Consider the following 23,123-nt stretch of genomic DNA (forward strand, 5'->3'; position numbering starts at 1 on the left):
ATTGCTTTGATGGATAGCATCCTACAATCGCGATTATGGGGTTTAGCCGTGCCTAGCTATAGTAACTCCAAACAACGAAACGGACTTCATTTTGACCCAATTAACTTCAAACTGAGTCTCTGGTCATACGCCAGAGAACATTAAATGAGACTGATTATGAATCGTTTAATTTCCTCTGGTGTGACGGTTGCACTTTCGCTGCTGATAGTAGCTTGTAGTTCACCTCATACGCTGGATGTTCGTGTTTCTCAAAGCAACTATAAAGATGTCGAGATCGCGAGTTCGACACCAAATGAGCCACTTCGAATGTGGGCCAATGAAGCGCCGGATTTTCTCTACTCAGCGCACAATCAAACCACACCGATCAAAGTAGAGGGTGAACAGCTCAATATTTTGGCCTTATCGGGTGGTGGCGTAAACGGTGCATACGGGGCCGGCGTTTTGATGGGGCTACAGGAAAAGGGGGAGCTAAAAGATTATGCCATCATTACTGGAGTCAGTGCGGGTGCCCTAATCGCTCCTTTTGTTTTCATTGGCGGTGATGCGATGCCAAAGATGAAAGAAGTCATGCTCAACATCAATGATAAGAATATTTTGGGTAAGAAGAACTTCTTAAATACCCTGTTTAAGGACGCGTTTACCGATGGTGAGAACCTCTATGATTTCATCGCAGACGCTTACCCTGAGCCCATGATCGAGGCGATGGCGCAGCAACACCGCAATGGTAAACGCCTCTTTATTGGCAGTACCCATTTTGATTCAGGCGAACTGGTGATTTGGAATATTGGTGCGATTGCGAACAGTGATTTAGCGGACAAATCTGAACTTATTTACAAGGTGCTTGCTGCGAGCGCATCGATCCCTGGTGTTTTCCCTCCACAATTTATCGATGTTGAACATGATGGAGAAACACTTGAGGAGTTACACGTAGATGGCGGTCTCGCAGCGCAGGTGTTCTTTAATCCGTCTAACTTCAACTATCAACAAATCTCAGATGCTTTGGGGTTAGAAAAAGCGCCTCAGTTGGATGTGATTCGCAATGGTGCGTTAAAAGCGCCGTATCGTCCACTAAAAGACAAAGGTTTGGACTTGGTATCGAAGAGTGTCTCAAGCCTTACGCTAGCGCAAACTCGTGGTGATCTCTATCGAATGAAATACATCAGTGAAATCAACGATATCGAGATGCAGTTTACCTACATTGATCAAGATTTCAGATACGCCAAAGTAACGAAAGATATGTTCGATCACCGCTACTTGCTGACGATTTACGAATATGGATTCAAAAAAGCCACCCAAGGGCAACTTTGGGTAACTGAACTCCCTTAATACAGGAAAACGATACAATGAAAAAAGCCGTTCTTACACTCATGATGCTTACCGCTTCCGCGACTGCATTCGCCCAAAGTGGAGCCCATCTTGACCAGCAAAAAGTGGATAGTGATATGCAGCAACTGTCTGCAATCAAAGAAGAAGGTGCAGCCTTTATTATGATTGACGAGAACTCGAGTTACGTGGCGGTCGAGTTCGTGGGAAAGTGGGAAGAGATCAACAACTATGTGTCACACAAAGAAGCGAAACAACGTAAATTGGAAAAAGTGAACAAGCAGTTCGTGTACTCTCAGGTCGGTGAAACGTTGGAGTCACTTGAGCAAAAAGTCGTTGACCACATTTACGCTGATCAACCTAAATATTTCAGTGTCGATGTCTACCGTGATTACCATGGTGACTCAGGAGAATTCAACTATTTAGCTCGTGTCGTTGAGTACAACTAAGTTAGAGAAAACCTACTGACGCTAGTAGGTTTTTTTTTGTGTTGTCGAGAAGGAATTCAAACGCAGATTGTTACCGTTACCAAGTAGCAATTCTACGATCTTGTGGTAATTTAATTAGATAACTCTAAAAAGTAAGCACAACCTATGAATTTTAGTTTTGAACAACTTCTCGCGTTCGTAACCGTTTATGAACAGCTTTCGTTTAGTAAGGCGGCGGTCAAACTCAATAAGCACCGAACTACAATAGGGCAGGTGATTACCAATCTTGAAGATCAACTGGCGGTCAACCTGTTTGAGCGAGTGGGGCGCTCGGTAGAACCGACAGAAGATGGTCATCTTCTTTACCACTATGCTAAGCAAACCATCGAACAAGCACGTACTTTCGATAAAGTCGCATTAAGTCTGGCTTACGGTGGGTTAGAGAATGTTAGTATCGCCTATTCAAGCGCTATACCACACCGTTTTCTTGTATTGCTTCGTATTCAATTAGCAGCAGATTTTCCGATGATGCGAGTTAACTTTCTTGTTCGTAATCGCAACGAAATTAAAGAGGGTTTACAGAATGGTGAGTATCAATTCGGTATTGTCAATGTGCATGATAGTCGAGCAATACATAGTTTGGATGCGACGTTTTTAGGTCATTTTGAATTTGTTCCTTTCGTCCAGAAAGGTGGTGAACTCGCTTCTGTGGCACCAGATCGAGTATTGACAGCCTTGAGGAATAGTAAACAATTTGTACTGCGGTCTCTTATTGAAGAGGGAATGGGCGAAAAAGTCATCGTAAGTTCGAACCATGAAGAGGTCGACCAATTGGCCCTTGTAGTGAAAATGGTTGAAGCAGGTTTAGGATGGGCGATTCTCCCCAGAACGTTTGCCCATTCGGAGTTTTCTAATAATCATATAGAGCCAGTGGAAGCTTCTGAATTATTGGAAGGTTTTAAGTTTGGTTTTGGCCTATGGTGCCAACCCTCTAAGCAAGTCGGTGATGTAAAAAATTCAATCATGAAGGTCGTTACAGAATACCGAGAGAAAATAATCCGTGATATGACTTAGCGGCGACATGTATCCTGCTCATCCCTATCAACAACAAGACTCAATGTGAGTCTTGTTTTTTTGTGTCTGAAAAACGTTATCGTTCTAGCGAAGAGCTAATGTCTATTGGAAGGATATAACCCTCTATATGAGAGTATGGAGTCCATAGTTTTTGGCTTAATCTAACCTCGCTCAATGGGTAAGCCCAGAGCAAAAAGTGTTTTTACCATATGTCCGCTGCAAGGACGCAGATTTTCAGCCGGGTTTAGTTACCCGGCTTTTTTTATAGTAATAAAAAATGTCAGCTGTCACCCCAAGCTCTCTGTTACAACTGGCTTGTTACTTCGCTTAGCAATCCAGTACGCAACGCTACCCCAAAGCACGGTGAGTGCCCAAAGCGCCGTCCAATGTGGAGCGACTTGTTGCCAGGTTGCCCCCATTTGGTTTAGCGCTAAGAAAGCTTTTATCGCCCAAGTGCTTGGGCTTAAATCAGCAATCCATAATAAGGGAGTAGGTATGGCTTCAATTGGCCAAATAAAACCAGCCAAGAAAATGAGCGGCATAGAGCTCACTAAGACGACTAAGGTGACAAGTTCACGCCGAGGTAATAAGTAACCTAGCCAGAAGCCTAGTCCGCAACAACCTAAAAAGAACGGGAACAACATAGCTAGCAATTCGCCCGCGTTGGCGATATGGTTTACGTTTAAGCGTTCGAAGCTAAAACCAAAATAATAGGCGCCGAGTAAATAATAAATTGCCACAAATACTAACGTTCTCACAAGCAACAGCGATCCCGTTGATACTTGTGACCAATAGCCACGACCATGACGCTGTGTTCCCGTTTGTAATCCAACCGCCATGATCAACGTTTGTTGTAAAATCAGAACAAATACTGCCGGCACTACGTATTCGATGTAACCCATGGTTGGGTTGAACGTTGGTTTCATATTAAGCTTAATAGCAGAGTAATTATGGCTAGCCATACTCATGGGCACACCATCTATCACCATTTTACTGACTTTCACTTGGGCCCCTAATGTGCCTCCAGCTTGGGCCAATCCTTCTACCACGGTTCCGTACACGAGAAAATACGAGGCGTCCGCAGCGTAGGCCAGAGTCGGGCTTTTACCTAGCATTAGGTCTTTGTAAAAGTGTTCCGGTATGACTAAAAAACCGGTGATCTCTCGTTGTAAAAATGCTTGCTTTGCATCGGCAATCGTATGAAGTCGAGTGACTACGTTGACTTGTGGGGTGGCATCAACCATACGTTCCAGCTTTAAACTCGTCAGACTACCATCTAGATTAACAATCGCGATTGGTTGTTCACGAGGCGTTTGTTGTGCATAAGGCAAAGGGTATAAAAACGAGTAAAATACGACACCACCAAACACGGTCAACGTAACGACTGGATTGGTTAGAACGGCCTTAAGTTCCGCTTTAATCAGTTGCCACAATGTCATACCGCCTCCTTCGCTTGGCGTGTTGATGAAGCTGTTCGATGTTTACCCATCAAGGCAGCGGTAATGAGCAGAGGCATAACGTAACCAATCATAGGCCATAGCGAGCTTAAAGATTGCGCGGCCGATGCTCCATAGTTTGCTTGACTCACTTGTACTTCAATGTAATGGGTAATCGGCAATAATGAACGCCATGCATAAGCGAGTGTGTTCATGTCAGAAACTGGGAATGTAATTCCCATGAAAGCGAAACTTGGAGCCGTAAACGCGCCAGCAAAACTCATCGCACGTGCAGGATCCATCGACAAGAAGAAGAACAACGCTCCCATAATGATACAGGCGATAACCGTCGCCAATTGTGCTAGTAGCATAACCACAAAACTGCCTTCCATTGGCCAATCAAGCACGGAATAAAACCAGTACAAGAACAACGCACCTTGCGCCATAAAGACCGGAATGTACTGACTTAATAGGGTAGTGAGCCTGGCGTATGGCTTTTCGCCCAAAAATGCAAATCCATTCTTTCCACCATAAATGCGAAAGTGCGCGGCAAGAATCAAAATAGTGCTTACTACAATACATATTTGCCAAATGGCTGGAACGATAGCCGTTACCAAAAATTGTGCGTAGTTATTGTTACGGTTAAATAATGCGGTTATTTGTGTCGACACGGGTACAGCTTGTCCAGCCGCTGCTAACGTTGTGGTGTTACCCTTAGCCAAGTTTCCCATTACTTCAACCTGAGCGTCGAAATAGCCTTGTGCTTGCGCAACGGCAGAGTTGATCAGTTTCGCTACCAAAATGTACTGACTGTTGTAAAAGACAGAAAGTTGAGGTTGGCGGTGTTGGAGAATATCTTGGTCGAACTTAGATGGGATGACCGCGTAAGCGTAGATATCGCCTTCAATCATCGCATTTTTTGCTTCGCTTGTACTGGTGTAGTGATAGCTAACAGCCAGACTCGACGACGCATCCAAAGATTGAATGAGCTTTCGAGAAAGTTGGGAATGTTGTAGATCAACCACACCGATTGGCAGATCCCGGGCAATGCCCGCAGAGAACACTCCCCAAATCATCATCGCGAGCAAAATCGGTATCCAAGTAAGGCACGAAAGCAACCACTTGTCTCGTCGTAAGATATGCCGCTGTGAAATCTTAATCGTCATAGCATTAACCTAGTGGTTGTGATTAAAGTTCAACGACAACACTCATTCCCATACGCAGTTCAGGTTCGGGTTGAGCTGGACGAGCTTCTACTTCAAAGGTACGAAGATCAAAACCTTGAGAAGCATCGGTTGCTCTCCACGTTGCAAAGTCACCCATAACGGCAACATGCGTTACTTTGAACTCAACATTTTTATTTAAGGCAGGCAAATAGGCATCAAAGGTTGCTCCTTTTTTAAAGTGTTGAAGGTAATCTTCACGCACATTCAGTGTCGCCCAGGCATCTTCTGTATCTATCACAGTAACTACTGGGAAGCCCTGAGGTGCTAATTCACCACTTTGAAGCAGAACTTGAGAGACTTCGCCGTCGAACCAGCTGTAGATCTGAGTATCTTTCGCATACGCTTCTACTTCGGCTACGGCACCTGATGCCATGCGCGCTTTTTCCGCCGCAGCCACTTTGGTTTCACTTCTAGCGCCTTCTTTTGCCATTTCATACATTTGAAACGCAGCACTTTCTGTGTATTTCGCTGCTTGCCACTGAGTTAAAGCTTCATCGCGTTTTTGTTCTGCAACCACGCCATCGTTATAAAGGTTATTCACACGATTGTAGGTTTTTTCCATTAAATTCGCAGCGGCTTTGGCTTTCATCCACTGATCTTTTGCTGCTTGGATTTGTTGCTCACGTGCGCCTTTCTCAGCTTCTTGAGCTAAGGCGTCCGCCGCTTTTTCACCTGCTTTTGCTTGTTCTAACTTCGCTTCAATTTCAGGACTATGAAGGGTAAAAATAAGCTGACCTTTCTCTACATCGTCGCCTTTACGTACCATGACCTCATCAATACGCCCTGGAACTTTTGAGGAAATACTGTATTGCTGGGCTTCAATTAATCCCTGTAAGCGGATCGGTTCCGGTTGATAGGCTTGGTAAAATTGATACCCAACCCAAGAGGCAACACCCAAAGCACAAAGTGAGAGTAAAACGGGTTTTAGTGATTTAGCTGCCATGATTTATTTCACCTCTTTGGATGTTGAAGCAGGGATATAAGCGGTATTTTGATATTGTTCGAAGCTGTTCATTTCACTGCTCAATGCGAGTAGCTTGGTTAAAGATATTAAATAGCGGAAACGCGCCGCTGAACGCTGTGTTTCTATACTCGCGACATAAAGTTGTGCATCCACAACATCCAGAGAAGACGACAGACCCTGAGTAAATGCTTTTTCACGCAAGCGCAGGTTTTCGTTAGCGAGTTCAATGCTAGATGCGAGCCCTTGTACTTCATCAATGGCTTGCTGAGCCTCCAAGTATGTCTTTTGGACTAACAGCGATAAGTCTTGTTTGGCTTGGGACTTTAATGAGTCGACCTGCGAGACGACGCTTTGAGCGGCTTTGACTTTTTCGCTTCGCCCTGATGATTCAATCAGTGGAATGCTGACACCAACACCAACTAACCAGTCAGGCTTCATTTGGCTTGCGAGAGAATCGTCTTCATACAAGCTGTAGTCGCCGTAAAGATAAACTTCAGGGTAGTATTTCCCTTTTTCTGCTTTGATTAAGCTAGAGGCTTGTTTGTGTTTAGCGCTCAGAAGTTCTAACCCCGGATAGGTAAGCAGCGTTTGATCGACAAAAGCGCTAAGAGGGGGAAGACTGTCGTTGATAAACAAAGATTCAGCGGGCTCTACGGCATCATCTTGCGCGAGTAATTTACCTAATGCAGCCTGAGCGATACTCAAATCGCTGGCTGCTTTACGTGTTTCTACAGATGCTTTATCTAAAGAAGCCTCTGCTTGCAGGCGCTCAACGTGCGCGATTTGTCCTTGCTCTTCAAGCTTAATGGCAAAATCTCGATGCTTTTTTAGCCCTGCTTCAACCGCTTGCCGCGTTGCGAGTACTTCCTTTGCCAGTACGACAGAAAAGTAGTACTTCGATAAATCTTCAAAACGCGCTTGTTGTTCCATTAAAAGCTGACTTTTCGCCTCATCCGTTTTGCCTTCTGCTGCTGATTGAGCCGCAGAAATTCGACCACCAGTAAAAATTGGCCAAATGGCACGAATAGACGAAGAGAAAATATCGCGCTCGGTTATGGTCGAAGTGGTATTAGCTAAGGCACCAAAAATAGGCTGAAAAGCAGGAGGTACGTTAGTGTGTGCTCCTGTGCTGTCTAGGATCTGTTTTCCCGACAGCGTGATATCGGTATCTAAACGCGTGTAATTCGCGCCAATAGTAACCTGAGGTAAGTTGAGATTGCTGGTGGCACTCTCTTGGTATTGGTAGTTCTCGACGTTTGAGCGTTGAGCTTTGAGAGAATAGTTGTTTTCTAGCAATAGCTGCCATGCGGTATCAAAAGTGATCGGTGCCGCATGACAGGCAAGGGAAATCGAGCTGCTAAGTAAGCCCAGTATCCAAACCTTTCCTGTTTTTTTCATAATGGCTGCTTTGTCGTAGAGTATTAGCTCTAATATAAAGGATTCGTAACTGCGTGTTAAGTAGGAGGGAAAATTGGGCAGTAGTATGCGCCCAGTTATATTTGTGCTGGGCGCGGGAGATGTTACAAATTTATTTCGTATATGGACAGTGAAACTCTGCTCTCCACTCGAGCTGACGAGAACCTCGCATCGTATTCAATAGATCTTTTCCACTCATTTGAGGGAACGATAACAGGACTTTTAGATCAGAAGTACCGCCTCCGTTTTTTTCATAAGCCCTGACGTGTGTAAATGTTGAATACATATTCTCTGACAGCATCGCCTTATTCAGGCATATTCCAAAGGTATCGCGTTCCATGTTTGGTGTTCCTTCTAACTATAAATGCACCTCTGTTTATAGTTTTCCAGTTTTCAGATGGTGTCTAAGTGTTTGTCATATAGTCAGTATTTGTGTTTTGTTTTATTTGTGTCCAAATCACTGACATCAATGTTGAGCTTTTAATAGACTTCCAGCTTCACTGCTTTCAAACCGAAACTCTCATTGGTTTCGTTGATTAAAAATTATACGTTGTAAAGTCTAAAAACGCCTCAAAAACCGCTAAAATCGGTGTGATCGCGATCATGATTTTAAGGGCAATTTATGTATGGAATTGAGTATCAGAGAGGAATGCTAAATTTGGTGAATGGTTGTAATTTTATGTTTCAGCTCGTCGATTAATTAACCGTAAACTCTGCGGTTTGTTTGCCTTCCTCACAGATTTATCACCGCGACAACGTCATGCTGTTAACTGAGTGTTAACGTTACGCTCAAGAGTGAATCACAAGGATGTATCAATGAGTTGGAAAACCATCAGCTTTCGTAAGCGGATGCTCATTATCATGACGCTATCGGGGTTGATAGAGCTGTTATTGCTTGTCGCCGCGGGGTTCACTTATCTCAAAATCAATCAAGAGCAAGAAATGGGAGAAAAAGCACTGGGTGTTGCCCGTTTTTTAGCGGACTCAGCGGTTGTTCGTGAAATGATCGAAACCCAAAACCCCCAGCCATACCAACTTCGCTTTAGAGAATTAACCGAAGCCATAGGTGCTGCATTCATCGTTATTGGCGACCATAAGGGAGTACGCTTAATCCACCCTGTTGATGAGCGGTTGGGCAAGCCAATGAGAGGTGGCGACAATCGTCGAGCGCTAGAACAGGGGTTGTCTTATGTTTCGACGGCACAGGGCTCGTTAGGTTATTCAGTTCGTGGTAAAGCTGCGATTTTTGACGAGCAAGGGAACATCATTGGTGTGGTTTCGGTTGGCTATTTGCTCGACCGACTGCAAGACCGCATCGAACCATTTTTGGCCTTTTTGATTTTAATGGTCATCGTAGTTGTCGTCGCTAACGCCATTGTATCCAATTATGCGTCGAGAAAGTTTCAGCGCGCCATTTTAGGCTTTGAGCCTGAAGAGATAGGGCGGTTGTACGGCGAATTAGAAGTGACGATGAGCACCATCAAAGAGGGCGTGTTAAGCATTGATGCCCAAGGGATACTTCGCTCGATAAATCGTAGTGCCTGCCAGATTCTCGGTATTGATAGAGAATCAGCGCTTAATAAACCTTTGACTGATACGCTGCGTGATAGCGATCTATATACAGTGTTAGAAAGCGGGCAGGAAGATCATGATATTGAGATATTCCTTAATCATAAGCGCCTGATTGCAAATCGCTCTCCAATTTATGTTGATGGAAAAATCGTGGGGGCGGTATCGAGTTTCCGTTTAAGGGATGAAATCAATGATCTAACCGAGCAGCTATCACAAACCAAGGAATATGCAGATTTGTTACGTTCGCAAACCCATGAGCATCGCAATAAGCTAAACACTATCAGCGGGCTAGTACAAATGGGTGAGCTTGATGCGGTGCAAAAGTTAATTGGACAAGAAACCGCACACTATCAAGCAATGATTGAGTTTTTAAGAGATACCGTTAAGGACCCGCTAATTGCAGGTATGTTGCTTGGAAAAACTGAACGCGCTCGCGAGTTAGGCTTACAACTGGTGGTTGAGGAAGGCAGTCGTCTGGAGCCCCTGCCTGAGTGGCTAAATTCGGAAGATCTTGTCACAATTTTGGGTAATTTGATTGATAACGCTTTCGATGCCACGTTAACTTCAATTCGCGATGAATCAAATGTTGCGTCAGAACGCAGAAACATTGATGTGTCCGTTAGCGATTACGGAAATGAAGTGATACTTGAGGTGATAGATCATGGCTGTGGCCTCCCAAAAACAATGGATCCACAAACATTATTTACAAAAGGCGTTTCAACGAAATCTCGTCAAAATCGAGGTGTTGGGTTGCACCTTGTCAATCAGCTTGCTACTCGATATCACGGCCATGTTGAGATGATACCCAATACAAATTATGGGACAAGAATAACGGTGTACTTACCCAAGGAAGAACAATTATGAGTATGGCGACTCGCGTAATGATCATTGAAGATGATCTGGCTATTGCTGAGCTGCACCACAAATACTTAAGCCAACTGACAGGTTTGGAAGTGGTTGGAATTGCGACCACGAGAATGGAAGCGGAAATGCAACTCGACATTCTTAAGCCAGATTTACTATTGATGGATGTCTATCTTCCCGATGGCACAGGGCTTGAGATACTAAATACACTGCGTGCAAGTAACCAAACGTGTGATGTCATTTTGATTACAGCCGCAAGGGATGTCGATACGTTACAACAGGCAATGAGAGGTGGCGTTGTCGATTACCTGCTAAAACCAGTGATGTTTCCACGTTTAGATGCCGCACTGAAAAAGTATGTGTCCCAACGCCAACAACTAGACATCGTAGAGAGTTTGGATCAGAACCTCGTTGATAAAATGCTGCAGTCTCACGCCAATCAAGACAACTTGCCGAACCGATTACCGAAAGGGATTGATGGTGTAACGCTAGACAAGATCAGGGAGTTGTTTCCAAATGGCAGTGCGCTAACCGCTGATGAGGCAGGTGAAAAAATCGGAGTGAGCCGAACAACGGCAAGGCGTTATTTGGAGTATCTTATCACTACTGGTGAACTAGAGGCTGATTTAAACTATGGCTCTGTTGGTAGGCCAGAAAGGTGCTATAAAAAAGTGACACGGTAGCATTTATATTGATGCTCTATGCAAAATAAAAAGCGATGGCTTGTTTTAGAAACCATCGCTTTACAAATTACTGCTGTTCCGCTCTAAGAGGTTAGAAGTTGTATTCTAACTTCGCTTCGATAGAGCGCTCAGCGCCAAACCAACAGTTATTTTTGTCGTAACAAGAATAGTATTCTTTATCGAATAGATTGCTTGCAGAAAGCGTGACGCTAGCCCCTTTCATTGATTCAGATACCGTTGAGAAATCGTAACTTGCTGCTAAATCAAACAAGGTGTAGTCCGGTACTTTTTGACTATTCTGTGCATCAATTTGTGCTTCTCCGACATAGCGAACGCCAGCACTGGTACGAAGGCCTGAAAGATTTCCTTCAAAGAAGTAATTTGCCCATAGAGAGGCCGTTTGCTCAGGTACCCAAACCGGCGTTTTACCTTCTTGGTTGTAATAACTGTCCTCGGTAATCTCCATATCGGTATATGTATAGCCTAGAGTGAAATCAGCTTGTGCTGTGGCTTGCCATTTTGCCTCAAGTTCAATACCTTGTGATACCACTTCGCCCGCTTGATAGTTCGGTGCATATGGATTATTCGGATCGGTCAAGATCGCGTTTTTCTTCGTAATATGGAAGAGTGCTAAGTTACCTGAGATATCACCAGATAATGGTGCGTATTTAAAGCCTAACTCCCATTGATGACCGGTTGATGGCTCAAATGCTTTACCAGAAGAGTCGGCACCCGCAATTGGCTCAAAACTTTCCGAGTAAGTAAGGTATGGCGAGAGGCCAAAGTCTAGCTCATACAAACCACCGACTCGGAAAGATACGTTGGTATCGTCTAACTCTTCCTTGCTGTTGGATACTGCTCCTAGATAATCGCTAACGGCGTCTGTATTTGAATCGTATTTATCCCAACGAAGACCTGCAATCATTACAAGTTGGTCGTAACGAACTTGATCTTGGAAATAAACGCCAATCTGCTTCGTTTTGATATCTAAGTTTTGTTTGTATTGGAAATTCAGTGCATTACGATCAATGCTGTTGTGGTCAGGATTAAAAATGTCCTGAGTTAGCGAATACCCAAGCGTGTCTTTGTATTTTACATCTGAGTCTAGATACTGATAATCAAGCCCGAACAATAAGTTATGTTCAAAATTTCCTGTTTTAACGTAGCCAGATAGTTGGTTGTCAATCACAAAGGATTTGGACTTTTCATCGGTTAAATAGGCATTTCGACCAACGGTACGGTTATCCGCTTCAAGTGCACCGTTATATGTGTTTTCCTGATAGGCATCGGCGGTCATGTAGCGGGCATTCTGTAGAACTTGCCAATTGTTGTTAAAGTCGTGTTGGACTTTGTAACCCATCATCAGAACTTCGCGTTCGTAAGTGTTCCAGTCCTCATCCCCCAAATAAGTGCTTGGTGACATCGAGCCAAGTGGGTTTTTAATCACTGAGCCAGACGCAGGCACAGTCGTGTAGATACCTGCTGATGGATCATTTTGATAGTAAACATTCACGTTCACTAATGTGTTTTCTGTCGCTTGCCAATTGAAAGATGGGGCGAGTACGTAACGTTCGTCTTCAGACGTATCGGCTTGACCATCTCGCTGTTTTGCCAGGCCGACGATACGGTAATCAACATTAGAATCACCAACTTGTCCTGTGGTGTCGAACGTCAGTTCTTTTAGGCTGTTAGTCCCTGTACTAATCGAGACAGAGTGCGAGGGTGTTGACTGAGGCGCCTTGGCGATAATGTTGACCATACCTCCTGGTGGAATATTGCCGTAAAGAACAGACGTTGGCCCTTTAAAAACCTCGATTTGCTCAAGAGCAACGGAATCGACCTGCGGTTGAAGGTTCCAACCGTTGTACAGCAAAGGAAGACCATCATAAAAGTTGGTGTAGTTAATAAAACCACGAATATTGAATAGGTCAAGTCGGGAAACGGCACCGCCACGCAATTCTGTATTTACGCCAGGTGCATAACGCAATGCTTCGCTCACCGAGTTTACGCCGCGCAGGTCCATGTCATCTTTAGTGATTACCGTGATCGCTTGCGGTGTTTCCTCCGGTTCTAAAACGGTTTTAGTTGCGGTGTTTCGGTATGTTTCTCCTAGCACCGTAATCGTTTCGTGTTGGGATGTGCTCTCAGTTGCATTGGCGTGGCCAGCGAGCAATGCGGATACGACGATAGCAACCGCTGAACGATGAAATCGAATCGGACTTTCCATATTTATAAATTCCACTACTTTTTCTATTTATTGATAATGATTGTTATTTGTATTCTATATTCAAAGAAATAGGAAAAGTTAACAATTTGGTGCAAAACACTAATCTTTGGAACTTATTCTTCTGTTCTTAGGTTTTAAAGATAGCGCGTCGTTTGGCTCTACAGGAATCCAATACTGCATTTGTGCTTGTTCGCTATCAACATCATAACCTTCTGGATAAAGCTCTAACTCATAACCATCGATAGCATGATAATTAGAGTAGGGTAGCCAATGTAAAATAAACCATTCCAGCGTTGAGGCGAGCTCTGATGCTTTGCCTATGTGTGTAATGACGGCGTAGGTTTGCTCAGGAACAGCCAAGAGGTCTAACCCCGAGTTGGAAGAGTTCGTTGATCTTGGTGCGTTTGCTGTTGGACTGCACTCATAACCTGCCCAATACTCAAGTTGTTGGTTGTTTGAATACGCTTGAGTCACATCAATCACGCCAAAGTAACTACTTTCCGAATTGTTAAGGTTTTCAGATGAATAAAGACGTGACCAAAGTGACGGTACTTTGGATTGGAAATCGGGCGTAGCGGAAAACAATCCGTGAATAGGTTCATGATAACCAGCAAGTTCAAAAGCCGGTTTTGTTTCTATTCGAACTTCAATAAAGCGCTGATGTTTTTTCTCTTCTTCTGGTGTCTTACGCAGCGTCAAAGGTTGCCTCAACCCGGAGAGTTGTTGCGTTTTTCGATATTCGCGGGGGCTTTTTGAAAACATATTCCTGAACGCACGGCTAAATGCGTGTTCAGATGTAAATCCCATTTCTATCGCTATATCTAACGAGCGGTCAGAAGTATGGATTAAGCGCTCAGCCGCAAGGCTAAGTTTAAGCTCTCTGATGTAGTGAGCGACGGATACGCCAGTGTGTTGTTGAAATACGCGTTGCAGTTGCCAGCGCGACCAACAACTTGCTTTCGATATTTCATCTACGCTCAGAGTGCTGTCTAAGTTGGTGTGAATGTAGTCAAGCACCGATTGTATTCGGTTTATGGGATGTGGGTTAATGGCGCTTGATTTCATGGCGTTCTACTTTCACATTAATAGTGATTTCATTATCTTTAATTGAGTATCATTATCAATAGGGTGATGAAATAAAAAGTAAGTAACACAGATCACGATAAAACTGTAATGGATTGCAAGGATGAGTAATTATTGCCCATATTAGAGTTTTTGCTTAAATTTTGGAGCGTTCAGATGAAACTTTTTTTATCAATAAAATACAATCACTTATGACGTTTTGTGCAACTTATTTAAACGTTTGCACTGGCAAGTGTTGATGTAAATCAAATAGTCGTAGACAATATTGCCCCGTGTCGGACTCTCCTCCAGCGAGTACAGTGTGTACTTTTGAGACATAAGTGACTTAAATGACCTCAATACGTCGTGTTTCCAAGAATCGGAAATGCAACTTCTTGAGGTTCTTTGGGCCCATAGACTTTACCTATCAACGTAATAGGTAAGACCAATTTTCTATTTTGAGGTGCCATTGATAGGGTTGGCTCATTCTCTAGCCGTATCCGGGCACACAATAAGTACCTCGTTTTTAAGGGAAAGATGATGGTAATACCAGAAAACAGCAGCATCGTTATTTTTGGTGCTTCAGGTGACCTTACGTACCGTAAGCTCATTCCTGCTTTATACCACCTCTACGCGAACAAGCAGCTTCCAGAGAATTTTGCCATTCTGGGTGTAAGTCGCACTGAATACAGTGATGAGTCTTACCGCGCGAAGCTGAAAAAATCGCTTCAGGAAATGGAAAAGACTGAGCCAGAAACGCTTGATGCATTTATTAACCATCTGCACTACCAAGCAATTAATACTTCTGACACACAAGATTACGGTAAGCTATCTTCTCGCTTAGACCAACTTGCGGACGAATATCAATTCGAGCAACGCAATACGCTTTTTTACTTAGCAACCCCACCAAGTTTATACAGTGTGATCCCTGCAAGTCTTGCAGCACATGGTCTTAACAGTGAAGAGGATGGCTGGAAACGCCTGATCATTGAGAAACCATTCGGCTATGATCTTGAATCGGCGCGTATTCTGGACAAAGAAATTCACGAGCACTTCCAAGAGCATCAAATCTACCGAATTGACCATTACTTAGGTAAAGAAACGGTACAAAACCTACTTGTGCTTCGTTTCTCTAATGCGATGTTTGAGCCGCTTTGGAACCGTAACTTCATTGATTACGTTGAAATCACAGGCGCAGAATTCCTTGGCGTAGAGGAGCGTGGTGGTTACTACGACAACTCTGGTGCTGTGCGCGACATGTTCCAAAACCACTTGCTACAAGTATTAGCAATGGTAGGTATGGAACCACCAGCGCAAATCAATGCAGACTCGATGCGTGATGAAGTGGTAAAAGTGCTTCAATGCCTAAAGCCATTAGACGAAAACGCTCTGCGCAACGATCTAGTATTAGGCCAATACACGGCGTCTGAAGTCCGTGGGCAAAGCCTACGCGGCTACCGTGAAGAGCCGGGAGTTGCAGACGACTCTCGTACAGAGACTTACATCGGTTTGAAAGCGTACATCAACAACTGGCGTTGGAATGGCGTGCCATTTTACGTGCGTACTGGTAAGCGTCTTCCAACACGCGTTACTGAGGTGGTTATCCACTTTAAACAAACACCGCATCCTGTGTTTGGTCAAAACGCACCAGAAAACAAGCTGATCATTCGTATTCAACCAGACGAAGGCATTCAAATGAGCTTTGGCTTGAAAGAGCCAGGCGCAGGCTTTGAAGCGAAGGAAGTGAAAATGAACTTCCATTACGCTGACCTGCAAGAAACGCAAATGCTAACGGCATACGAGCGCCTTCTACTTGATGCTTTGAATGGTGATGCTACGCTATTTGCACGTAGTGATGCGGTGGAAGCGTGCTGGCAATACGTACAGCCAATCTTAGATTTTAAGCAAGATCCACAATCCCTCTTCGGGTACGCATGCGGCACTTGGGGACCTAAAGAGTCAGATGACTTGTTACAGCGTGATGGCCGCGCTTGGCGTTTCCCATGTAAAAACTTAACAGATACGGATTACTGTGAACTATGATCAACCATAAGATCTACCAAACAGCAGAACAGGTAGTTGAAAGCCTAGCTAACGATATGAAAGCGTTTAGCGAAATGGGCAGACCTGTTCACATCTCTCTTTCTGGCGGCAGCACTCCTAAAATGCTGTTTAAACTACTGGCTTCAGAGGCTTACGCAACCTCCATTCAATGGGAAAACCTCCACTTTTGGTGGGGTGACGAACGTTGTGTTGCCCCTGACGATGCAGAAAGCAACTACGGTGAAGCGAACACGTTGTTGTTTAGCCAAGTAAATATTCCTGCAGAAAACATTCACCGCATCCGTGGCGAAGATGAGCCTAAAGCAGAAGCCGAGCGCTTTGCAAAAGAGATGGCAGAGGTAATCCCGAATGAAAACGGCACACCTGTGTTTGACTGGATCTTATTAGGCGTTGGTGCAGATGGTCATACAGCTTCTCTGTTCCCTGGCCAAACGAATTATGATGATGCGAACCTATCTCTTGTGGCGTCGCATCCTGAATCGGGCCAACTTCGTGTGTCGAAAACCGCACGCGTATTAGAAGCAGCGAAACGCATTAGTTACTTAGTGCTTGGTGCAGGAAAAGCGGACATTGTTGAAGAAATTAACAGTTCACCAGCACACGCACTGCCATACCCAGCGGCTAAGATTCAAGCGAAATCGGGCCTAACGGAATGGTATTTAGATTTAGACGCGGCAGCAAAAATTGCTTAAGACGCTGCTCGTCGATGAAATAAAATTGGAGAGAAACAATGAAAGGTGATATCGGTGTAATTGGCCTAGCAGTAATGGGGCAAAACCTTATCCTAAATATGAACGATCACGGCTTTAAAGTGGTTGCTCACAACCGTACTGCTGCTAAAGTAGACGAGTTCCTGGAAGGTCCAGCAAAAGGCACGAACATCATCGGTGCATACTCTCTAGAAGAACTAGTAGAGAAGCTAGAAACGCCGCGTAAAGTAATGTTGATGGTTCGCGCTGGTGACGTTGTAGACAAGTTCATCGAAGCGCTAGTACCTCTGCTAGACAAAGGCGACATCATTATTGACGGTGGTAACACTAACTACCCAGATACAAACCGTCGTGTTGCTGCACTACGTGAAAAAGGTATCCACTTCATCGGTACTGGTGTATCTGGTGGTGAAGAAGGTGCGCGCTTCGGTCCATCTATCATGCCTGGCGGTGCTGCTGAAGCATGGGAAGCGGTTAAGCCTATCTTCCAAGGTATCGCTGCGAAAACTGACGCTGGTGAGCCATGTTGTGACTGGGTTGGTAACGACGGTGCTGGTCACTTCGTTAAGATGGTACACAACGGTATCGAATACGGTGACATGCAGCTTATCACAGAAGCTTACCAGTTCATGAAAGACGGTCTTGGTATGTCTGCTGACGAGATGCAAGCAGTATTCGCTGATTGGAACAAGACTGAACTAGACAGCTACCTTGTTGAAATCACGGCTGACATCCTTGGCTACAAAGATGAAGACGGTGAGCCTCTCGTTGAGAAGATCCTAGACACAGCAGGCCAAAAAGGTACTGGTAAATGGACTGGTATTAACGCACTAGACCTAGGTATTCCACTAACACTTATCTCTGAGTCTGTATTCTCTCGTTGTCTATCTGCACTGAAAGACCAACGTGTTGAAGCTGAATCTCTATTCGGTAAGACAATCACTCCAGTTGAAGGCGACAAGCAAGAGTGGGTTGATGCACTACGTCAAGCGCTACTAGCTTCTAAGATCATCTCTTACGCTCAAGGCTTCATGCTAATGCGCGAAGCATCGAACGAGAACGGTTGGGACCTAAACTACGGTAACGTAGCCCTAATGTGGCGTGGTGGTTGTATCATCCGCTCTGCGTTCCTAGGCAACATCCGTGATGCGTACGAAGCGAACCCAGACATCGCATTCCTAGGTTCTGATGAGTACTTCAAAAACATCCTACAAGGCAGCCTAGCAGCATGGCGTAAAGTAGCAGCGAAGTCTCTAGAGTCTGGTATCCCAATGCCATGTACGATTTCTGCGCTATCTTTCCTAGACGGTTACACAACAGCTCGTCTACCAGCGAACCTGCTTCAAGCTCAACGTGACTACTTCGGTGCTCACACTTATGAGCGTATTGACCGTCCACGTGGTGAATTCTTCCACACTAACTGGACTGGTACAGGCGGCGACACAGCGTCTACAACTTACGACGTGTAATCGTTTTAAGTAAACCGACTAAATATAAAGATATAAAGGGATGCCCAAGTGGCATCCTTTTTTGTGTCTGCTTTTACGGAACTTCAAGAGCGCCTAGGCGCTCTTTTCAGTGGTCGTTTTCTTGCTTTGATAAAACCTGTCTTTTAGGTAGAGAATTGCACTGACCACAAGAGCCACTAAAGAAACAGTAAATAGGGCGTACATGCTGAGAATCCATGCGAATGTGGCCGTCAAGAATGCAATGAAGGAAAACATCCTGCTGAAAGACATCACATGGCCAAGTTTGTTACTTTTCATAAACGCCTCCCGAAGCTAAGTGGGGATAGACAATTGTGGTCATATGCCACACTTTTAATTGTCTGCTCTTTTGGGGCGTTTCACACAAAAAAGTGGCTAAAGATTTCTCAAAAAAGGTGAAATATTGAACCGGTAGACAAATCGTTAAACTGAGTTGCACAGATATGACTTCGGTTGTCTATCACTTCAAAGTTTTTAACTACGCAGATTAAGGGCATGTAGCGTTATTATTATCGTATTCGAACTCTACGATACACAATTGCAAGTGAACCTACACTCGTAAGCTCATCCCTGTCGTCAGTTACAGTAAAAGCTTTTTTCTCTTTTTAACAATACCTTAGTAATTACGGGCAATTAAATCCGTTTTTCGATCGAAACTCAGATTGCACAAAAGGTGAAAAAGAGTGCTAGGTAAGCCTTTAAACTACGCCTATAATTAGCGCCCACATGGAGGATGTTTATTATATGAACATCCTTTATTTTTTGAAACTAGCAACAAGGATCCAGTAAAACATGTTTTTCTGGTTTTGTTTACGTCGACCAAGAAGGTAATTAACACAGCAAATTGAGGTTCTAAGATGACTCTTAACAAGTACTTTGTTTTCATTCCAGCAGAATTGGAACAGGAAATGCACAAGGACAATCAAGTGATCTCTGAGAAGGAAACTCAACGTCAGGCATTAGTAAAACAGGCACAACAACAAGGCGGCCTGTAAGCTAGGTTTCAAAGAGAAAGAGCACCGCAACGGTGCTCTTTTTGTATCTGAGGTCGTAGAATTAACTTAATATGCCAAGGCTTTTCAATTTTCTGTAAATGGTATTTCGGCTCACACCAAGCATACGAGACGTTTTGCTAATGTTCCCCCGGTTGGCTTGATATGTTTTGAGCAACTTATCTTCGACGGTTGCACGCAGTTCTGAAGTTGGTTCAGCGGATACTACTCCTTCTTGAGCTTGGCTGAGTTTCTTACTTAGGTGGGCTGGGACGTGTGTGAGTTCCAATATTTCTTCACCTTGCGCCATTAAGGCGGATACTTTGATTAAACTATCGAGTTCACGCAAATTTCCTGGCCATGAGTAAGACAGCATCAGAGAAAGTAGGTGAGGGCAAAGCTGTTGTTCAGATTCGGCGTGACGCCGATGAATGTTCTCAATCAGTTGTCGTTTATCTTCACGCTCCTCAAAGCGAGGTAGCTCAATGATCAAGCCATTAAGGCGATAATACAAATCTTGGCGGAACAATCCTTCGCTGACCAAATGTTCCAGATCTTTATGCGTGGCTGCAATGATTTGCGTATCGACTTGAATGCTTTGGTTGGAACCCACGGGAAGCACGGTTTTATCTTGCAATACATGGAGCAATCGGCTTTGAGCTTCCAAGGGTAAATCCGCGATTTCATCCAGAAACAAAATCCCTTTGTGCGCTTGGCGAATTTTTCCCTGATAGCCTTTGCTGTTTGCGCCAGTAAAGGCACCGGCTACGTAGCCAAACAATTCAGATTCAACCAGATCTTTTGGTAGCGCTCCGCAGTTGACGGAAACCAACGGTCCCGTTTTTCTCTGGCTGTTTTTATGGAGCGCTTTCACAAACTCGTTTTTGCCAACACCAGTCTCTCCGAGAATCAACAAACTGATGTCTTTATCGATGACGCGATTGGCTTGCTGCCAACAGTGCTCAACAGCGGAGTCGCCATAATGAAGATCATTGGACGCCGCTACAGCACGAGACTTGACCTTGCTATCTTTATCGGTAAGCGGTTTTGTTTTGAAAACGAAAGGGTGCTCATTTCCCCGAGTGGATAGAATGTCGTCTAAGGATTGCCCAATGATACTTTTTTGCGCAAAAAGTTGAGAGGCTACTTGATTGTGAGCCAAAACTTGTCCGTCTTCATTTGCAATGATAATTCCTTGCCAACCACTATTCAGTAAACCTTTTTCGCACGCTAAATCCACACGAATATGCCCTTGTGGAATCAAGTTAAGTAGTTGATTCTCCACTTGCTGGACCATGTTTTGTACTAGTACTTGCGTTGAGAAGTCATGTCTCTTTTGCTCGCTCGTAATATCTAATACGCCAATGAGGTTACCAAGATGATCGAAAATAGGATTAGCCGAACAGCTAATAAAACGATGGTGTTGGATAAAGTGCTGATCACCAATAACAGAAACGGGCTTTGCTTCAACCAAGGCTGTACCAATAGCGTTGGTGCCTTTGACCTTTTCTTGCCAGCATGCTCCAGAGCTTAGCGAGATTTCCGTCAACTTCTCACGAAATCTAGGCTGTCCCCAACTGCCGATGATGACACCATCTGAATCCGTCAAAATTAAGCGACTGTCGCTATGAGCAAATAGCTGATTAAACAAAGGGAGTGCAAATTGAGTAACTGCCTCTAGCAAAAAATTGAGTTGGTGACGCCTATCTTGGAGCGTTGCTGGCGTTACTCGAATATCTTCAGGGCGTCGACGCTGTTTTAAACCCGCTTGTTCACTTCTGACCCATGAAGTTGAAAGCCAATTGTTATCGCTAATATGTTGAAGTTCCATGACTGTACCATTTTGTCACAGTGAGGGTGTGCCATTTTGGAACACTTGAACATTGGTGTTCACACCATACATCCGCTCAAACATCGCTCACTTGGTTTGTTATCGCTTGGTAATCATAGTTTTACATTTAATTAACAACAAGTGTGGCGTAGTTGGCGTGTGACTTGCGTAATGCTCTTTGTGAACAGTGCGATACGACACTGCAATAACACATTGAACGAGAAACAAAAGGAAGAGTTATGATCTATGCACAGCCAGGTAGTGAAAATGCCATTGTTAACTTTAAATCGCATTACGATAACTTTATCGGTGGGGAATGGGTAAAACCAACGGGTGGTGAGTACTTTGACAATATCTCACCAATCAACGGACAAGCGTATTGTAAAGTTGCTCGCTCTGGCGAGGAAGATATTAATTTAGCACTGGATGCCGCGCACAACATCAGAGCAAAATGGGCCAAAACCAGCGTGACAGAACGTTCGAACATCTTGCTGAAAATTGCTGACCGTATTGAGCAGCATCTAGAAGAGCTTGCTGTTGCAGAAACTTGGGAAAACGGCAAACCAGTTCGCGAAACCTTGGCGGCAGATTTACCTTTAGTAGTGGATCACTTCCGTTACTTCGCTGGCTGTATTCGCGCACAAGAAGGCAGTGCGGCAGAACTGGATGAGCACACCGCAAGCTACCACTTCCCAGAACCGATTGGTGTGGTTGGTCAAATTATTCCGTGGAACTTCCCAATGTTGATGGCGGCTTGGAAACTAGCACCGGCACTAGCGGCGGGTTGCTGTGTGGTATTGAAGCCAGCAGAGCAAACCCCAACATCCATTCTGGTTCTGATGGAAAAAATCGGTGACCTTCTTCCTCCTGGTGTCATCAACGTTGTAAACGGATATGGTTCTGAAGCGGGTCAAGCATTAGCAACCAGCAACCGCATTGCGAAACTCGCGTTTACCGGGTCTACGCAAGTTGGCAACCACATTCTGAAATGTGCAGCAGACAACTTGATCCCATCGACAGTTGAGTTAGGTGGTAAATCTCCAAACATCTACTTCTCAGATATCTTCGATTACGAAGATGAGTATCTTGATAAGTGTATCGAAGGTACGTTACTTGGTTTCTTCAACCAAGGTGAAGTTTGTACTTGTCCATCTCGCGTACTGGTTCATGAAGCGATTTATGACAAGTTTGTAGAGAAACTGACGGAACGTGCACAGCTGATTAAACAAGGTAATCCGCTCGATACCGATACTCAAGTTGGTGCTCAGGCTTCTCAAGAACAGTTTGATAAGATTTTAAGTTACCTGGAAATCGGCCGTGAAGAAGGCGCAAAAGTGGTCTTTGGTGGTGGAGTGTCAGAACAGCCAGAGTCTATCAACCAGGGGTACTACATTCAGCCAACCATGTTGGAAGGCCACAACAAGATGCGAATCTTCCAAGAAGAAATTTTTGGCCCAGTGATCGCTATCACCAAATTCAAAGATGAGGCTGAAGCGTTGGAAATCGCAAACGACACTGAATATGGCTTAGGCGCAGGTGTTTGGACACGTGATGCGAACGTTGCATATCGTATGGGCCGTAATATTGAAGCTGGCCGGATCTGGATTAACTGTTACCACGCTTACCCTGCACACGCAGCGTTCGGTGGTTACAAAAAATCGGGTATCGGGCGCGAAACGCACAAGATGATGCTGGATCACTACCAGAATACTAAGAACTTGCTGATTAGCTACAGCATCGACCCGTTAGGCTTCTTCTAGTGAA

19 protein-coding genes are annotated in these 23,123 nt (G+C 44.4%); 10 read left to right on the plus strand and 9 right to left on the minus strand.

Going from position 1 to position 23,123, the window contains the following annotated elements; translation table 11 throughout:
- The first annotated feature begins 156 nt into the window (after positions 1 to 156).
- The 3 genes from R7190_RS19160 (at position 157) to R7190_RS19170 (ending at position 2,825) form a co-directional block, all read left to right on the plus strand.
- Positions 157 to 1,326: a patatin-like phospholipase family protein gene (locus R7190_RS19160; RefSeq protein WP_017634571.1), complete on the plus strand. Its 1,170-nt coding sequence runs from the start codon at positions 157 to 159 to the stop codon at positions 1,324 to 1,326.
- 17 nt (positions 1,327 to 1,343) lie between these two features.
- On the plus strand, positions 1,344 to 1,772 hold the full coding sequence (locus R7190_RS19165; RefSeq protein ID WP_047102715.1) for a hypothetical protein: 429 nt from the start codon (positions 1,344 to 1,346) through the stop codon (positions 1,770 to 1,772).
- 144 nt (positions 1,773 to 1,916) lie between these two features.
- On the plus strand, positions 1,917 to 2,825 hold the full coding sequence (locus R7190_RS19170; RefSeq protein WP_017821360.1) for a LysR family transcriptional regulator: 909 nt from the start codon (positions 1,917 to 1,919) through the stop codon (positions 2,823 to 2,825).
- Positions 2,826 to 3,112: 287 nt separating this feature from the next.
- Here R7190_RS19170 and R7190_RS19175 read toward each other — a convergent pair whose 3' ends face one another.
- The 5 genes from R7190_RS19175 to R7190_RS19195 form a co-directional block, all read right to left on the minus strand.
- Positions 3,113 to 4,264, minus strand: coding sequence for an ABC transporter permease (locus tag R7190_RS19175; protein ID WP_186584979.1), 1,152 nt, complete (start codon positions 4,262 to 4,264; stop codon positions 3,113 to 3,115).
- Positions 4,261 to 5,427, minus strand: a complete 1,167-nt coding sequence (locus R7190_RS19180; RefSeq protein ID WP_186584981.1) for an ABC transporter permease — start codon at positions 5,425 to 5,427, stop codon at positions 4,261 to 4,263. The genes R7190_RS19175 and R7190_RS19180 overlap by 4 nt, the downstream gene beginning before the upstream one ends.
- Positions 5,428 to 5,449: 22 nt before the next feature.
- A complete protein-coding gene (locus tag R7190_RS19185; protein ID WP_005377122.1) occupies positions 5,450 to 6,430 on the minus strand; it encodes an HlyD family secretion protein in 981 nt (326 codons plus the stop codon).
- 3 nt (positions 6,431 to 6,433) lie between these two features.
- Complete coding sequence (locus R7190_RS19190; protein WP_064376718.1) at positions 6,434 to 7,849, minus strand: TolC family protein; 1,416 nt, start codon at positions 7,847 to 7,849, stop codon at positions 6,434 to 6,436.
- A 130-nt stretch (positions 7,850 to 7,979) separates the two neighbouring features.
- Positions 7,980 to 8,207: a hypothetical protein gene (locus R7190_RS19195; protein WP_005377125.1), complete on the minus strand. Its 228-nt coding sequence runs from the start codon at positions 8,205 to 8,207 to the stop codon at positions 7,980 to 7,982.
- A 476-nt stretch (positions 8,208 to 8,683) separates the two neighbouring features.
- Here R7190_RS19195 and R7190_RS19200 point away from each other — a divergent pair, with 476 nt between their 5' ends.
- The gene (locus R7190_RS19200) at positions 8,684 to 10,303 is read left to right on the plus strand and encodes a sensor histidine kinase (protein ID WP_053306993.1); all 1,620 of its coding nucleotides are present in this window, start codon (positions 8,684 to 8,686) and stop codon (positions 10,301 to 10,303) included.
- Complete coding sequence (locus R7190_RS19205) at positions 10,300 to 10,986, plus strand: response regulator (protein ID WP_138939089.1); 687 nt, start codon at positions 10,300 to 10,302, stop codon at positions 10,984 to 10,986. The genes R7190_RS19200 and R7190_RS19205 overlap by 4 nt, the downstream gene beginning before the upstream one ends.
- Before the next feature lie 91 nt (positions 10,987 to 11,077).
- Here the strand turns inward: R7190_RS19205 and R7190_RS19210 are convergent, their stop codons facing one another.
- On the minus strand, positions 11,078 to 13,213 hold the full coding sequence (locus tag R7190_RS19210) for a TonB-dependent siderophore receptor (protein ID WP_186584983.1): 2,136 nt from the start codon (positions 13,211 to 13,213) through the stop codon (positions 11,078 to 11,080).
- Between the two features lie 99 nt (positions 13,214 to 13,312).
- Entirely contained in the window at positions 13,313 to 14,278 is a 966-nt protein-coding gene (locus R7190_RS19215; protein WP_033906176.1) for a helix-turn-helix domain-containing protein, read from the minus strand.
- A 537-nt stretch (positions 14,279 to 14,815) separates the two neighbouring features.
- Here R7190_RS19215 and zwf point away from each other — a divergent pair.
- From zwf to gnd, 3 genes are read left to right on the plus strand one after another with little or no spacing between them, the layout of a single operon-like run.
- Positions 14,816 to 16,318, plus strand: a complete 1,503-nt coding sequence (gene zwf, locus R7190_RS19220; RefSeq protein WP_017634563.1) for a glucose-6-phosphate dehydrogenase — start codon at positions 14,816 to 14,818, stop codon at positions 16,316 to 16,318.
- On the plus strand, positions 16,315 to 17,031 hold the full coding sequence (pgl, locus tag R7190_RS19225) for a 6-phosphogluconolactonase (protein ID WP_005387158.1): 717 nt from the start codon (positions 16,315 to 16,317) through the stop codon (positions 17,029 to 17,031). The genes zwf and pgl overlap by 4 nt, the downstream gene beginning before the upstream one ends.
- A gap of 38 nt (positions 17,032 to 17,069) precedes the next feature.
- A complete protein-coding gene (gnd, locus tag R7190_RS19230; RefSeq protein WP_005377160.1) occupies positions 17,070 to 18,518 on the plus strand; it encodes a decarboxylating NADP(+)-dependent phosphogluconate dehydrogenase in 1,449 nt (482 codons plus the stop codon).
- Positions 18,519 to 18,611: 93 nt separating this feature from the next.
- Here gnd and R7190_RS19235 read toward each other — a convergent pair whose 3' ends face one another.
- Entirely contained in the window at positions 18,612 to 18,815 is a 204-nt protein-coding gene (locus R7190_RS19235) for a hypothetical protein (RefSeq protein WP_054576969.1), read from the minus strand.
- Between the two features lie 578 nt (positions 18,816 to 19,393).
- Between R7190_RS19235 and R7190_RS19240 the strand changes: the two genes are divergently transcribed.
- Positions 19,394 to 19,531 (plus strand): hypothetical protein, encoded by a 138-nt coding sequence (locus R7190_RS19240; protein WP_005377165.1) that lies wholly within the window; start codon positions 19,394 to 19,396, stop codon positions 19,529 to 19,531.
- 61 nt (positions 19,532 to 19,592) lie between these two features.
- On the opposite strand, the gene R7190_RS19245 is transcribed toward R7190_RS19240, so the two are convergent.
- Positions 19,593 to 21,359, minus strand: a complete 1,767-nt coding sequence (locus R7190_RS19245; protein ID WP_047102709.1) for a sigma-54-dependent Fis family transcriptional regulator — start codon at positions 21,357 to 21,359, stop codon at positions 19,593 to 19,595.
- A gap of 239 nt (positions 21,360 to 21,598) precedes the next feature.
- Between R7190_RS19245 and R7190_RS19250 the strand changes: the two genes are divergently transcribed.
- Positions 21,599 to 23,119: an aldehyde dehydrogenase family protein gene (locus R7190_RS19250; protein WP_005377169.1), complete on the plus strand. Its 1,521-nt coding sequence runs from the start codon at positions 21,599 to 21,601 to the stop codon at positions 23,117 to 23,119.
- Positions 23,120 to 23,123: the final 4 nt, after the last annotated feature.

This window comes from Vibrio sp. 1078-1, from assembly GCF_033340475.1.

Coding starts and splice junctions, on each gene's coding strand:
- R7190_RS19210 (WP_186584983.1), bottom strand. CDS start 13,213: ATGGAAAGTCCGATTCGATTTCATCGTTCAGCGGTTGCTATCGTCGTA.
- R7190_RS19165 (WP_047102715.1), top strand. CDS start 1,344: ATGAAAAAAGCCGTTCTTACACTCATGATGCTTACCGCTTCCGCGACT.
- R7190_RS19180 (WP_186584981.1), bottom strand. CDS start 5,427: ATGACGATTAAGATTTCACAGCGGCATATCTTACGACGAGACAAGTGG.
- R7190_RS19205 (WP_138939089.1), top strand. CDS start 10,300: ATGAGTATGGCGACTCGCGTAATGATCATTGAAGATGATCTGGCTATT.
- R7190_RS19185 (WP_005377122.1), bottom strand. CDS start 6,430: ATGGCAGCTAAATCACTAAAACCCGTTTTACTCTCACTTTGTGCTTTG.
- R7190_RS19170 (WP_017821360.1), top strand. CDS start 1,917: ATGAATTTTAGTTTTGAACAACTTCTCGCGTTCGTAACCGTTTATGAA.
- R7190_RS19245 (WP_047102709.1), bottom strand. CDS start 21,359: ATGGAACTTCAACATATTAGCGATAACAATTGGCTTTCAACTTCATGG.
- R7190_RS19190 (WP_064376718.1), bottom strand. CDS start 7,849: ATGAAAAAAACAGGAAAGGTTTGGATACTGGGCTTACTTAGCAGCTCG.
- R7190_RS19195 (WP_005377125.1), bottom strand. CDS start 8,207: ATGGAACGCGATACCTTTGGAATATGCCTGAATAAGGCGATGCTGTCA.
- R7190_RS19200 (WP_053306993.1), top strand. CDS start 8,684: ATGAGTTGGAAAACCATCAGCTTTCGTAAGCGGATGCTCATTATCATG.
- zwf (WP_017634563.1), top strand. CDS start 14,816: ATGGTAATACCAGAAAACAGCAGCATCGTTATTTTTGGTGCTTCAGGT.
- R7190_RS19175 (WP_186584979.1), bottom strand. CDS start 4,264: ATGACATTGTGGCAACTGATTAAAGCGGAACTTAAGGCCGTTCTAACC.
- R7190_RS19250 (WP_005377169.1), top strand. CDS start 21,599: ATGATCTATGCACAGCCAGGTAGTGAAAATGCCATTGTTAACTTTAAA.
- R7190_RS19160 (WP_017634571.1), top strand. CDS start 157: ATGAATCGTTTAATTTCCTCTGGTGTGACGGTTGCACTTTCGCTGCTG.
- R7190_RS19240 (WP_005377165.1), top strand. CDS start 19,394: ATGACTCTTAACAAGTACTTTGTTTTCATTCCAGCAGAATTGGAACAG.
- R7190_RS19215 (WP_033906176.1), bottom strand. CDS start 14,278: ATGAAATCAAGCGCCATTAACCCACATCCCATAAACCGAATACAATCG.
- pgl (WP_005387158.1), top strand. CDS start 16,315: ATGATCAACCATAAGATCTACCAAACAGCAGAACAGGTAGTTGAAAGC.
- R7190_RS19235 (WP_054576969.1), bottom strand. CDS start 18,815: ATGAAAAGTAACAAACTTGGCCATGTGATGTCTTTCAGCAGGATGTTT.
- gnd (WP_005377160.1), top strand. CDS start 17,070: ATGAAAGGTGATATCGGTGTAATTGGCCTAGCAGTAATGGGGCAAAAC.